Raw genomic sequence first — 13,195 nt, 5'->3', positions numbered from 1 at the left:
ACCCAATCGTCACATTCCAGGAATTAAGATGGAAGGCAGAGTTGGCTTGAACGAACAGGTCAGCCTGTGTATGGGAAAGGAGCCGTCATGGAGAACAAGTCTTCTAACGGTTGGAAGTTCTTCGCACTGCTCTTCGGAGCTTTGCTTGCAGCTGTCGTCGGTCTGTATATCTACAAGCAGCAGAATCCGGACTATGACCCGTGGGAGGAACCATGGGAGAACAGCTCTTCCCCGGTTGACCTTGGCCTGACCAAGGATACCGCCGAGCCGGAAGCCGAGGCCGAAACCGCTGATCCGGAAGCCGCCTGATCGCTTTCCGACCATTGACTCGTTCAGGTCCGCATCCATGTTGGATGCGGACCTTTTTTATGCCCGGCCCCGTCCGTTTGTCCGATTCTGGAGAATCGGACAACTATGACCCCTCATATGCTGTCCAGTTGTCCGATTCTGGAGAATCGGACAAACGTCTGCACACGATGGGGAACGGTACATCGTTTTTTCTCGTCACGGTACGCCTCTGCAACGCATGCATATGCCTCACGGGGCCCAAATATAGACAGTCAACGCTTCACAGCCTGTGTAGCAAGACCAGCGCGCAACCGGAAGACGCTCGCTTTGACAAGTACGGTCATCCATGGATATACCCGCTGGATGGCGCTAGATAGCAAGGGCCGCCGGAGAACAAGTCCTCCGACGGCCCTTCCGTCATCTTGATTCAGGCATCACTCACTTGAGCGGACCGGTCTTCCAGATGCGTTCCAAATAATCCTCGATCGAACGATCGGAGCTGAAGTAGCCGGAGTTCGCCACGTTGATGAGAGCCTTACGGTTCCACTCGAGCGGCTGGGCATACAGGGCTTCGATCTCGGCCTGAATGTCGGTGTAGGCACCGAAATCGGCGAGGGTCATGAACCAATCCTTGGTGAGCCAATCGTGAACGAGATCCTCGAAAACGGTCTTGTCGCCGTTGGAGAAGGTACCGTCGGCAACCATGTCGATGGCAGCCTTAAGACGCGGATTGGCGTCATAGTACTTCTTCGGGTCGTAACCGGCGGCGTAGAGGGCGTCCACCTCGTCGACGGTCATGCCGAAGAGGAAGAAGTTCTCGGCGCCGACGCGCTCACGGATCTCAACGTTTGCGCCATCAAGGGTGCCGACTGTCATGGCACCGTTAAGAGCGAACTTCATGTTGCCGGTACCGGAGGCTTCCTTGCCGGCCTGGGAGATCTGCTCATCGAGATCGGTGGCCGGGATGAGGTGCTGTGCCAGGCGCACGTTGTAGTTCCACGGGAAGTACACGTTGAGCTTGCCCTTGACCTCCGGATCGTTGTTGACGACACGGGCCACGTTGTTGATGAGCTGGATGGTCTGCTTGGCCAGATAGTAGCCCGGGGCGGCCTTGGCGCCGAACACCACGGTGCGCGGCATGACGTCGTCGGCGGACAGCTTGCCGGACTTGATGTCGGCGTAACGAGCGATCAGAGCCAGGATCTTCAGGGCCTGACGCTTGTACTCGTGCAGACGCTTGACCATGGTGTTGATCATGGTGTTCGGGTCGATGTCGAAGCCATACTCACGCTTGGCATAGTTGGCGAAGTCGACCTTGTTGGCCTGCTTGACGGCGGCGAACTTCTTGACGAATTCGTCATCGGCGGCCAACGGCTCGAGGCCCTTGAGCAATTCGAGGTCGCTCAGCCACTTGTCGGTACCGAGACCCTCAGTGATGAGGTCGGACAGACGCGGGTTGGCCAGCTTGATGAAACGACGGGGGGTCACGCCATTGGTTACGTTGGTGAACTTGTCCGGGTATGCGTCGGAGAAGTTCTTCAGGGTGACGTCCTTCAGGAGCTGGGAATGCAGCTCGGCCACACCGTTGACATGGGAGCCGCCATAGGTGGCGAGATATGCCATGCGCACGGAGTCACCGGTATAGATGGCCATGTCCTTGATGGTCTCGTCGGCAATGCCCTTGGCCTTAAGCTCGGCTTCGAACTGGGCGTTGATCTTCTCGATGATTTCGAGGTGACGCGGCAGCAGTTCGCCGATGAGCTTGGACGGCCATACTTCCAGGGCTTCCGGAAGCAGGGTGTGGCAAGTGTAGTTGAAGGTCTTGTTGGTGATGGTCCAAGCGGTGCCCCAATCGTAGCCGTACTCGTCCATGAGAACGCGCATGAGCTCCGGAATGCCGATGACCGGGTGGGTGTCGTTGAGCTGGAAGGTGATCTTGTCCGCGAACGTGGTCAGATCCGGCTTGTCCTGGCCCGGATAGAAGACGCGGATGGCGTCATGGATGGAGGCGGACACGAAGAAATACTGCTGCTCCAGACGCAGTGCCTTGCCCTGCGGGGTGGAATCTTCCGGATACAGGATCTTGGAGATGTTCTCCGCTTCGACCTGCGGCTTGACGGCGTCAAGATACTCGGACTTGTTGAAGGTGAGCAAATCGAACTCGTCGTAGCTCTTGGCGGTCCACAGGCGCAGAGTGTTCACACGGCCGGAGGCATAGCCCGGAACCATGTAGTCGACCGGCACGGCGCGCACGGACCAGGCCGGCTTCCATACCTTCTTGCCGTTCTCCTCGACGACTTCGCCGCCGAAGGAAACCTTCTGGTCACGGTTGTAATCGATATGGCCCCACGGCTCCTCGTTGGCGAGCCAGTAGTCCGGAGTCTCGATCTGCTTGCCGGTCTCGTCAAACTCCTGCTTGAAAATGCCGTACTTGTACTGGATGCCATAACCGAATGCCGGTACGCCCAGGGAAGCAAGGGAATCGATGAAGCAGGCGGCCAGACGACCCAGACCGCCGTTGCCGAGGCCCGGCTCGTATTCGGCGTCGACGACATCCTGCACGGAGAAGCCGAGAGCTTCGACGGCTTCGTTGAACTGTTCGGTCAGGCCGGCGTTGAGCAGCGCGTTGCGCAGTTGCTTGCCCATCAGGAATTCGGCGGACAGGTAGCCGACGGCCTTGGTGTTGCCGTTGACCATGTCGGCCTGGGTCTTCATCCAGGAATCCACGAGATGGCGACGGATCGCCGCCGAAGCTGCGATATACACATCGGCCGGCTTGGCCTGCTCCGGCGTGACGCCCTGCGTGTACTTCAGCTGCTCGCGAATCTCGTCCGCGAATTCGGCCGCGGTAACGGGGGACTTTGGTGCGGTAATTTCGGTCATTGATTGACTCCCTTTGACGGATTACTCTCCCTGAACATTATGCCTTGCCCCAGCGTCCTTGCGTATACGGCAGTATGAACACTTAGTAACACTATGCATACGTTCTCAAATTCAGCATACAACGTAATCATAAAAAGATGAAATTGCAAGTGATTACATAATGGCATTCGTTTGCAAAACACTGCAAAAAACAGTACAAACGATGGTCAGTATCACTTGTAATTTCCCCTCAACACGCCCCTTTTGAATTATGACCACGTTGTCCGCAGACACCCATCTTAGTCGCTTATCAGCGGCAAAATACCGTCTATGGCTGTTATTCGAGAACAGGATCTCAACAAAGGACATGAAGCGTTTGCAAACTGGCTGCAAACGGCAAGGCGCATCATCACCGATCAGATGCCGGCCGACGATATGGAGGCATTTGACTTCAAGCTGAATCTCTCACCGAAACTGCCACGGCAAACATGGGCGATGGCAGTGCGCTACTCGCTGCATCTGCTGGAGAACAAGGCACCCGGCGAAGGCGTGGAAGTACGGGTGGCGCCGTGGGGAGCCATCAAAATATTGGATGGACCGGCTTCGGATCCGCACAATCTCACACCTCCCGACGTCATCGAGCTGGAACCGGACGTGTGGATGCGTCTGGCCACCGGAATCACCAGCTGGGCCGAGGAAAAGGAGGCCGGCCGCATCACCGCCGTCGGCGAACGCGACGACCTGAGCGATCTGCTGCCGCTCGTATAGGCTTGCATAGGATCATAAGGGAGGACATAAGAAAAAGCCGTGGTCGAACAATCATCTTGTTCGACCACGGCTTTTCAAGTGTGTACAAATGCAGTCAGTCCTGCTTCTTCGGCTTCAGCGCACTGGGCACCGGCATCGGGATGGGCTTGTGTGGCTTGGGTGCGGCGGCCTTGGTCACCGGAATCTCACCGCTGGTGGCCTTCGCCGCGGCTTCGGCGGCCCACTTGGCATACTCATCGAGATCATCGGCAGGTTCGGAAGACCGCTGCTCATCGTCGGCGGATTCATGTTCGCCGTCCGCATGTTGAGCATATTTGGTTTCGATGTCGGCGAAGGGGTCAAAAGAACCCGAACCGGGCTCCTGTGCACCAAGCTCCTTGGCAAGCTCATCGTAATCGGTGTCGGTGGTCAGGTACTTGAGCTTTCGGGCTATTTTCTGCTGTTTGGCTTTCTGACGTCCGCGGCCCATCTGACCCCCTGAGGATTACTGTGCTATCAATTCATCAAACACGAGAGTACCACTTGTTGAGCCCCGTTTCGTTGTCGGCTCAGACTTTTACGATAAAATCGTTTATTTTCGTAGAAAAAGGACACATGATGACGGACGACACCCAGGAACAGCAGATCACCGCTGCAGGCAATGAAATGAGCGCAAGCTTCCTCGCCGCGAAGAAACGTTCCGACGCGACGCTGGCCAAACTGGAGGAGAATCCGGGCAAGTTCACCATGCTGACCGGCGACCGACCGACCGGCCGCCTGCATCTGGGCCACTACTTCGGATCCATTCGCGAACGCGTGGCCATGCAGAACCGCGGAGTGAACTCCAACATCATCATCGCCGACTATCAGGTGATCACCGACCGCGATACCACCGAGCACATCGAGGACAACGTGCTCAACCTGGTGCTCGACTACATGGCCGCCGGCATCGACCCGAACAAGACCATGATCTTCACGCATTCCGCCGTCCCATCCGAGAACCAACTCATGCTACCGTTCCTGTCGCTGGTCACAGAAGCCGAACTGCACCGCAACCCGACCGTGAAGTCCGAGATGGAGGCCTCCGGCCACGCACTGACCGGCCTGCTGCTCACCTACCCGGTGCATCAGGCATGCGACATCCTCTTCTGCAAGGCGAACGTGGTCCCGATTGGCAAAGACAACCTGCCGCACGTCGAGATCACCCGCACCATCGCCCGTCGTTTCAACGAACGCTACGCCAAGAAGCATCCTGTGTTCCCCGAGCCGGCCGCGATCCTGTCCGAGGCGCCGGAGATCCCGGGTCTGGACGGTCGCAAGATGAGCAAGTCCTATGGCAATTCCATCATGCTGGGCGCCACCGCCGAGGAAACCACCAAGCTGATCAAGAAGAGCCCAACCGATTCCGAGCGACGCATCACCTTCGATCCGATTGCCCGCCCGCAGGTTTCCGCGCTGCTGACCACCGCCGGCCTGGTGACCGGACGTGATCCGAAGGAGATCGCCGAAGAGATCGGCGATTCCGGTGCAGGTGCGCTGAAGCAGTACGTGATCGAGTCCGTGAACGAGTTCCTGGCACCACACCGTGAACGCCGTGCCGAGCTGGCCAAGGACATGGATTCCATCCGCGACATCCTGCATGATGGCAACAAGCGTGCGAACGAAATCGCTGACGAAACGCTGGAGCAGGTACGCGAGGCCATGGGCATGCGTTACTGAGACGCCAACAAACAGAAGATGCCGGATCGTGAATTCACGATCCGGCATCTTCATATCTGCACTATAGATGGCGGATGGTTACAGGAACCAAGTAGTTAGGGGGTATATATCGCGCGAGTATTCGCCCTCAAGGTTGTTGCATACGCCATCTATAACGCAGATAGAAGAAATATGCGTTTACATCTGCGCGCGACGCTCCCCCGCCGCGATTTCAGCGGCGACCAGATCGTCATCGACCTTACGATCGTTCGGATCGTCAAGATAATGATCGAATTCGTACAGCACTTCTGCGCTCGGCGCCGGTGTGAGCAATGAGACCACCACGATGCACAGCAGTGAAACGATGAAGGCCGGCAGTAGCTCGTAGATGGCGAACACGCCGCCGATCGGCTTGATGAGATTGTGCCAGATGAGCACCATCGCGGTGCCGGAAATCATGCCGGCAATGGCACCATACTTGTTGGTACGGCGCCAATACAGCGCAGTCAGCATCAGCGGGCCGAACGATGCTCCGAGGCCGGCCCAGGCGTACGAAACGACTTGAAAGATCGAAGAGTTCTGGTCGAAGGCGACCACGATGCCGAAGAGGAACATGACCAGCAGCGTGATGCGCGCCACCATCATGACCTGCCGATCGGTGGCCTTGCGATGGAGCAGTCCACGGAAGATGTTCTCGCCGACTGCGGAGGCGCCGATGATCATATAGCTCGACGAGGAGCTCATGGATGCGGCGAAGATGCCGGATACAACGACGCCACACATAAAGCTCGGCAACAGCGCCTGAGCCACCACGATGAAGATGTTTTCGGCTGCGGCCTGCGTAGCGAACTGTGTCGGCATCATGGCACGGCCGACCAGGCCGATGCACACGCCGCATGCAAGTGAAATCACACACCATGTGGTGGCGATGATACGGGACTTCTTGATTTCCTCGGAACTGCGGATGGACAGGAAGCGCACGAGCACCTGCGGCATGCCGAAGTAGCCCAAGCCCCACGCCAGCATGGAGATCATGGTGATCACACCGTAGTCGGTTGGCGCGCCGAACATGGCCTGCCCGGCCTTGACGATCTGCTCGCCGGCATCGTTGAGGACCGGCGTGGCCATCTGTGTGCCGTCCAGGAAGCCCGGAATGGCCTTCAGGAAGGCCACGGTGTTGTCGACACCACCCGCGGAGGCCACCGAGCCCACGAAGACCACAGCCAGCGCGAAGAACATGAGCAGGCCTTGGATGAAGTCGGTCACCACCACGGACAGGTAGCCGCCGATGACGGTATAGGCGAACACGACGGCCGCGCCGATCACCATGGTCAGGTGATAGTCCCAGCCGAACAACGTGGAGAACAGTTTGCCGACGGTTACGAAGCAGCTGCCGACATACACGCAGAAGAACACGAGGATGATGAGCGCGGAAATCGTGGAGACGATGTTCTTCCTATCGTGGAAACGTTTGGAGAAGAAGTCTGGGATGGTGATGGCATCACCGGCGACCACCGAATAGCGACGTAGACGTCTGGCCACGAGTTTCCAATTCAGATAGGTGCCGATGGCCAGGCCCAACGCCGTCCATAACGGATCGGCGGCACCGGTGAAGTAGGCGACGCCCGGCAATCCCATGAGCAGCCAGCCGCTCATATCGGAGGCTTCGGCGCTTAGAGCCGTCAGCCACGGGCCGACGCCACGACCACCCGCGAAGTACTGGCGTGTGGATGAGTTGGACCGCTTGGAATAGACGAATCCGATGATGAGCATGGCCACGAAATAGATGACCATGGCCAGCAGTACCCAGAAATCTTTGGAGACCACGTACCTCTCCCTCTTAACAATGTGTGCTTTTGGTAACCTCTTGACTGAGTATCACACGCCGCCGCAACATTGCATCCCAGAGCGAGAGCATAATGCGTGATCCTCCGATGGCAGGACCTCAGATGTCGTAACGCCAGGACTTGTCGGTTATCACTCGTGCCATCGCAAGTCCGATCGGCAGGCAGAGAATCACCATGAAGGCCCTGAATGCCCAATCCAACGCATTCAGCGTATCGAACTGGCCGAGATGGAACATGGCCTGATACATGTATAGGCCGGGCACCATGATCACGATGGACGGTACGGTCAGGCAGATGCGAGGATAGCCAAGATGCGGGGCCAGCAGACCATGATGCACTGCGGAGCGCCATGCGGAGGCCAGCAGACCGGCAAGCAACGCACCGATGAAGGCGCCGGCTTCGGCGGGAATGCCCATGTCGACGATTTCCAGACGCAGGGTGTCGGTGATCATGCCGATGGTCGCGGCGACCAGACACATACGCTGCGGGGAGTTGAACATTACGGAGAATCCCCATACGCCGATGAACGCGAACACCATGCGTAGCAGGCAGTTGATTATGGGATCGAGGCCGAGAGGCTCGAATCCCTGCGGATTCAGATGCACGATGGAGGCGACCATCCATCCCGCCAATGTGGCCATCAGGATGATGCAGAACACATAGGTGATGCGCTGCACGCCTGACGGGAAGTCGATCTTCGCCATATCAAGGCCGCCGGTAATCAGTGGGAAGCCTGGGATCACGAACAGCATGGCACCTATGTAGGCGGTGTCGTGCTGCAGCGCTATCGGGTTGAACAGCCCGATCAGTCGCAATGTGCCGGTGCAGGCGAGCGCCGCGACGGCCACGCATACGAAGGTCACGAAGAATTGGTTGAGATGATGGGCAAACAGACGCCGACGCAGCCAATGGCCGAGACCGGCACCGATGAAGGCGCCTACCATGTCGAAGGGGCCGCCGCCGAGCAAAAACACGAAGGATGCGCAGGCGCAGGCCGAGGCGAATCCGGCGAACGCCGGGGAATAAAGCGGCTTGCGATGTTCGATCATGTCGAGTCGCTCGTGCGCCTGGCGCACGGTGATGCCTGCCTGGTCGTCCTCGGCCTTGCCTACATGGTCGAAATGCTGTGCGTACTGGCCTTTCGGCGGTTTGTGATGGCGGTCCTTGAATCGTCCGTGTGCCGTATCCTGCCACTGTGCCGAATTGGCGTGGTCGGAACGATATTCGGCCTCTTCGATGTCGCGTAGGTGCAACGGGTGTGCGAGCGATTCCTCGTCCTTGGCACGTTCCGTCACCATCTCCAGCGCGTCGAGTACCGGATCGTCGGAACCTTCCTGATTCTGTTCGGCCTTCTGCTGTTCCTTGAGTTTCTTCGACAGTTCCGCGGAGACCTGCGAGGCGTCCTTCTTGTCGAGATGTTGCATCAGCCCTTCGGAAACGCCGGATTGGCTGTGATACATGGAACCCTTGCCGAGATTGACGTTGAACCAGTCGGCGAAGTGTTCAAGCAGCCAGATGCGTTCGGTGTTGACGCCGGTGGTCGGCAAGTCGATGACTTCCGTGATGCGGTCCTTGCCATCGGTGCAGGAGGCTTCGATGTCGGTGAGATTCACGTCCGCCCGTACGTGAACGCCGAGTGGATAGGCGATGCGATGCATCATTTCGCGCACGCGGAAGCTTCCCGTACCTGCGCCCAGATCGAGCATGCCGACGCGTACGATCACACTTGCCTTGGCTGCGATGCCGGCTTCGGTAACCGGCTTGTCCCAGTCACGTTCGATGTCCTCCATGTCGAGAGGAATGGAATGAGTATGGAATTTGCTGACGGCCTTCGCACTGTTTTCAGCATTCTCGTCATGTTGATGTTCTGAGCTCACACCATTCAGGTCTAGCGCGGGGACTGGCCGCAAGGTTTTCTTCCGCTCCCCCGATTTCATTTTTCGGACATTCATTGCCCGGAATACGGACAGATCTCACGGGTTCGTAATACAAGTGTCGATTACGCACGCCTACAATGTTCACGCATTACTTAACCAAACTTAGGGCTGTGGGCTCGCAACAGACGGCCAAAACAATCGCGGAGGAGCCGCGAAGGACCGACAGACCGAGCAACCCGATGGTTTGGAGAAGGAGGTCTGATGACAACCAACGATCAACAGATCACGCCAGCGGACGCGGCCATCGTCTCGTCCGGCACCGGAACCAAGGGTCCCGAAGAGCGCGATCTTCCAGCATCTCTCAAAGAGGAAATGGATCTGTGCCTGCAGATTCTTCGCGAAGTCCTCGGCGAATTCGACGAACAGCTGTTGGCAAGCTTCGATGAAGTTCGTGGCTATGCCTTGAACGCCAGCGCCGAACGCTTCGCCGGCATTCTGACGGACACCAACCCCGATCAGGACGATCTGCAGAACGTGGTCAACACCGTCGACAAGCTGGACATGCATGACGCCCAGCTGCTGGCTCGTGCATTCGCAACATATTTCCATCTGGCCAACCTGTGTGAGGAGAACTACCGAGTCTCCGTGCTGCACAAGCGCGAAACCGCCGTGGACGAGAACCAGGCCGTCGATCCGGTGAACGAAATGACCGGCGCCTATCATCAGCTCATTAACGAGCTGGGTCCGGCCAAGGCCAGGGATCTGCTTGACAAGCTCGAGTTCCACCCGGTGTTCACCGCACATCCGACCGAGGCGCGCCGTAAGGCCGTGGAAGGCAAGATCCGCCGCATCTCCCGCCTGCTTGAGGCGCATAAGCTGCTCGGCGGCTCGGACAAGAAGGAAAATTCCCGCCGTCTGTTCAATGAGATCGACGCCTTGTTCCGCACTTCCCCGATCGCGCTGAAGAAGCCGACCCCTGTCGAGGAAGCGGATACGATTCTCGACATCTTCGACAACACGCTGTTCTATACCATTCCCCAGGTCTACCGTCGTTTCGACGATTGGGTGCTTGGCGACAAGGCCGGCTTGGTTCCGCCGATGTGCCCGGCGTTCTTCCATCCGGGAAGCTGGATCGGTTCCGACCGCGACGGCAACCCGAATGTCACCGCCAAGGTAAGCCGTCAGGTGGCCCGCAAGTTCAGCGATCATGTGCTGGGCGCACTGGAGATTGAGACCCGCACCGTCGGCAAGAACCTGACGATGGAGGCCGGCACCACTCCGCCAAGCGACGAGCTCAAGAGCCTGTGGAACCACCAGAAGGAGATGAGCGAGAGGCTCACCGACAAGGCCGCCCTGATTTCCACCAAGGAAATGCATCGCGCCGTCATGCTGGTCATGGCCGACCGTCTGCACTACACCATCGAGCGTGACGCCGACCTGATGTACCACTCCTGCGATGAATTCCTGGAGGATCTGAAGATTGTCCAGCGTTCCCTGGCTGCGGCCAACGCCAAGCGTTCCGCTTACGGCCCGGTGCAGGATCTGATCTGGCAGACGGAAACCTTCGGCTTCCATATGGTCGAGATGGAGTTCCGTCAGCATTCCGTGGTGCATTCGCGCGCGCTGGAAGACATCCGCGAGCATGGTCTGCACGGCGAACGTGGACCGCTGCAGCCGATGACCCACGAGGTGCTCGACACCTTCCGTGCGCTCGGCGCCATCCAGAAGCGCAATGGCATCAAGGCCGCCCGCCGTTACATCATCTCCTTCACCAAGAGCGCCCAGAACATCAAGGATGTGTATGAGCTGAACCGCCTTGCGTTCTCCCATCCCGAGGATGTTCCGACCATCGACGTGATTCCGCTGTTCGAACAGCTCGAGGATCTGCAGAACTCGGTGGACGTGCTCGAAGACATGATCAAGATCCCGGAGGTACAGGCCCGTCTGAAGGCCACCGGCGGCAAGCTCGAAGTCATGCTCGGCTACTCCGACTCCTCGAAGGATGCCGGCCCGACCTCTGCGACGCTGGCCCTGCACTCCGCACAGGAGCGTATCGCCAAGTGGGCGGAATCGCACGACATCGACCTGACCCTGTTCCACGGCCGCGGCGGCGCCGTCGGTCGTGGTGGCGGCCCGGCCAACCGTGCCGTGCTCGCACAGCCGGTCGGCTCCGTAAAGTGCCGTTTCAAGCTCACCGAGCAAGGCGAGGTCATCTTCGCACGCTACGGCAACCCGGCGCTGGCCATCCGCCACGTGGAGTCCGTCGCAGCCGCGACGTTGCTGCAGTCCGCTCCGAGCGTGGAGAAGCGCAACACCGACATGACCGAGAAGTATGCGGACATGGCGAACAAGCTCGACGAGGCCGCGCATAACCGCTTCCTCGACCTGCTCAATACGCCGGATTTCGCCCCGTGGTTCTCCACCGTCACGCCGCTTACCGAAATCGGCCTGCTGCCAATCGGTTCCCGCCCTGCCAAGCGTGGTCTCGGCGCCAAGTCCCTCGATGATTTGCGTACCATTCCGTGGATCTTCTCTTGGGCGCAGGCACGCATCAATTTGGCCGCATGGTATGGTCTCGGCACCGCATGCGAGCAGTTCGGCGACCTTAAGACCCTGCGTCAGGCATACGAGGAATGGCCGCTGTTCTCGACGTTCATCGACAACATCGAGATGTCGCTGGCCAAGACCGACGAACGCATCGCCAAGATGTATCTGGCTCTCGGCGACCGTGAAGACCTCAATAAGAAGGTGCTCGACGAGATGGAGCTCACCCGCGAATGGGTGCTCAAGATCGTCGGCGATGAGTGGCCGTTGCAGCACCGCCACGTGCTCGGTCAGGCCATCCGCATCCGCTCGCCGTATGTGGACGCGCTATCCGTTACCCAGGTGCTCGCCCTCGGCTCGCTACGCAAGCAAGTGGACAAGGAAGAACTGACCCACGGTCAGCAGGAGAATTACACCTACTTGATTCTGTGCACTGTTTCGGGCGTTGCTGCAGGTCTGCAGAACACCGGCTGATTCACGCTCCAGATCCCTTGGAAGCCCTCGCCCATCCAACCGGACGAGGGCTTCTTGCATTCGGGGGCATGACTCGCTTCCCGGGGTAGCATTGAGATGGAGACAAGGAGGTTTCCATGAAACGTGTGCATCCCGCGGCGCAGGCGGGAAAACGTACAACCACAATCATCGCAATCATTCTCATATCCGCACTGGCGGTGACGGGTGCTGCAATCACTCACGGTCTGGGTATGTGGGGCACGAAACCCGCAACTGTGGCAACGTCTGCGAGCACGAAGACCAAGACACCACAGCCACAGGCAAAGCAATCCTCGCAATCGCAAGAGCAGACGAACAAGCAGGCCACACCATCCGAGACCGAATCGCCGTCACCGGAACCAGCGTTGCATGTGGAGGCGCAATCATACGAATTCGACATGCCGGAGTACTGGCGGGACCGTGTCACGGCGCATGTGGACGGCGATACCGTAACGCTGCTGTCCAAGGCCTATCCGGACATGGATCATCCGATCTGCAATATCCGCGTCGCCAATGGCGAGAAACCGATAGCTATGGGCGATATAGGTAGCTCCGCCATCGGTTGGGTACCGATGACGTCCGCCCAGCATATCGAAGTGTGGGCATACCGGTATCCGGTCATCGCGGCATCGCCAGGCAGCGACATTTCACCGCAAACAGATGCGAAGTATGCGGATCTCACCGACCTGCAGTCCGGAGGCACGGTGGACTACGCCAGCGTCAAGGACAGACTGGTATCAACTGACATGCGTGACGTTGAAGGCCTCTTCCCCATAGACACATGGCTCACCAACAACCTTGTCGACGTCATCAAGGTGAAATAACGCATATGGCAAACAA

General features: G+C 58.5%; 9 protein-coding genes. 5 read left to right on the top strand and 4 right to left on the bottom strand.

Features of this window, described 5'->3' with window-relative positions; genetic code table 11:
• Positions 1–87: 87 nt before the first annotated feature.
• A complete protein-coding gene (locus BBDE_RS00155) occupies positions 88–309 on the top strand; it encodes a hypothetical protein (protein WP_003838067.1) in 222 nt (73 codons plus the stop codon).
• 417 nt (positions 310–726) lie between these two features.
• On the opposite strand, the gene BBDE_RS00150 is transcribed toward BBDE_RS00155, so the two are convergent.
• Positions 727–3,171: a glycogen/starch/alpha-glucan phosphorylase gene (locus BBDE_RS00150; protein WP_003838069.1), complete on the bottom strand. Its 2,445-nt coding sequence runs from the start codon at positions 3,169–3,171 to the stop codon at positions 727–729.
• A 309-nt stretch (positions 3,172–3,480) separates the two neighbouring features.
• Here BBDE_RS00150 and BBDE_RS00145 point away from each other — a divergent pair, with 309 nt between their 5' ends.
• Entirely contained in the window at positions 3,481–3,918 is a 438-nt protein-coding gene (locus BBDE_RS00145) for a sterol carrier family protein (RefSeq protein ID WP_003838070.1), read from the top strand.
• A 94-nt stretch (positions 3,919–4,012) separates the two neighbouring features.
• On the opposite strand, the gene BBDE_RS00140 is transcribed toward BBDE_RS00145, so the two are convergent.
• Positions 4,013–4,387 (bottom strand): DUF3073 domain-containing protein, encoded by a 375-nt coding sequence (locus BBDE_RS00140; protein WP_003838072.1) that lies wholly within the window; start codon positions 4,385–4,387, stop codon positions 4,013–4,015.
• Positions 4,388–4,512: 125 nt separating this feature from the next.
• Between BBDE_RS00140 and trpS the strand changes: the two genes are divergently transcribed.
• Positions 4,513–5,616, top strand: a complete 1,104-nt coding sequence (gene trpS, locus BBDE_RS00135; RefSeq protein WP_003838075.1) for a tryptophan--tRNA ligase — start codon at positions 4,513–4,515, stop codon at positions 5,614–5,616.
• Between the two features lie 177 nt (positions 5,617–5,793).
• On the opposite strand, the gene BBDE_RS00130 is transcribed toward trpS, so the two are convergent.
• Together BBDE_RS00130 and BBDE_RS00125 are read right to left on the bottom strand one after the other, a co-directional pair.
• Complete coding sequence (locus BBDE_RS00130; RefSeq protein ID WP_126622079.1) at positions 5,794–7,389, bottom strand: sodium/proline symporter; 1,596 nt, start codon at positions 7,387–7,389, stop codon at positions 5,794–5,796.
• 151 nt (positions 7,390–7,540) lie between these two features.
• The gene (locus BBDE_RS00125) at positions 7,541–9,394 is read right to left on the bottom strand and encodes a threonine/serine exporter family protein (protein ID WP_003838078.1); all 1,854 of its coding nucleotides are present in this window, start codon (positions 9,392–9,394) and stop codon (positions 7,541–7,543) included.
• Positions 9,395–9,580: 186 nt separating this feature from the next.
• On the opposite strand from BBDE_RS00125, the gene BBDE_RS00120 reads away from it, so the two are divergent.
• Both BBDE_RS00120 and BBDE_RS00115 read left to right on the top strand, forming a co-directional pair.
• Complete coding sequence (locus BBDE_RS00120) at positions 9,581–12,337, top strand: phosphoenolpyruvate carboxylase (RefSeq protein WP_003838081.1); 2,757 nt, start codon at positions 9,581–9,583, stop codon at positions 12,335–12,337.
• Positions 12,338–12,453: 116 nt separating this feature from the next.
• Positions 12,454–13,179 (top strand): hypothetical protein, encoded by a 726-nt coding sequence (locus BBDE_RS00115; RefSeq protein ID WP_003838083.1) that lies wholly within the window; start codon positions 12,454–12,456, stop codon positions 13,177–13,179.
• Positions 13,180–13,195 lie beyond the last annotated feature (16 nt).

Source organism: Bifidobacterium dentium JCM 1195 = DSM 20436 (assembly GCF_001042595.1).
Classification (GTDB): Bacteria; Actinomycetota; Actinomycetes; order Actinomycetales; family Bifidobacteriaceae; genus Bifidobacterium; species Bifidobacterium dentium.
The sequence above is the reverse complement of the archived record's forward strand: the minus strand, read 5'-3'. Positions and strand labels throughout refer to the sequence as shown.

What these genes read in the sequence shown, in the direction of transcription:
- BBDE_RS00155 (WP_003838067.1), top strand. Translation starts at nt 88, where the DNA reads ATGGAGAACAAGTCTTCTAACGGTTGGAAGTTCTTCGCACTGCTCTTC.
- BBDE_RS00150 (WP_003838069.1), bottom strand. Translation starts at nt 3,171, where the DNA reads ATGACCGAAATTACCGCACCAAAGTCCCCCGTTACCGCGGCCGAATTC.
- BBDE_RS00145 (WP_003838070.1), top strand. Translation starts at nt 3,481, where the DNA reads ATGGCTGTTATTCGAGAACAGGATCTCAACAAAGGACATGAAGCGTTT.
- BBDE_RS00140 (WP_003838072.1), bottom strand. Translation starts at nt 4,387, where the DNA reads ATGGGCCGCGGACGTCAGAAAGCCAAACAGCAGAAAATAGCCCGAAAG.
- trpS (WP_003838075.1), top strand. Translation starts at nt 4,513, where the DNA reads ATGATGACGGACGACACCCAGGAACAGCAGATCACCGCTGCAGGCAAT.
- BBDE_RS00130 (WP_126622079.1), bottom strand. Translation starts at nt 7,389, where the DNA reads ATGGTCATCTATTTCGTGGCCATGCTCATCATCGGATTCGTCTATTCC.
- BBDE_RS00125 (WP_003838078.1), bottom strand. Translation starts at nt 9,394, where the DNA reads ATGAATGTCCGAAAAATGAAATCGGGGGAGCGGAAGAAAACCTTGCGG.
- BBDE_RS00120 (WP_003838081.1), top strand. Translation starts at nt 9,581, where the DNA reads ATGACAACCAACGATCAACAGATCACGCCAGCGGACGCGGCCATCGTC.
- BBDE_RS00115 (WP_003838083.1), top strand. Translation starts at nt 12,454, where the DNA reads ATGAAACGTGTGCATCCCGCGGCGCAGGCGGGAAAACGTACAACCACA.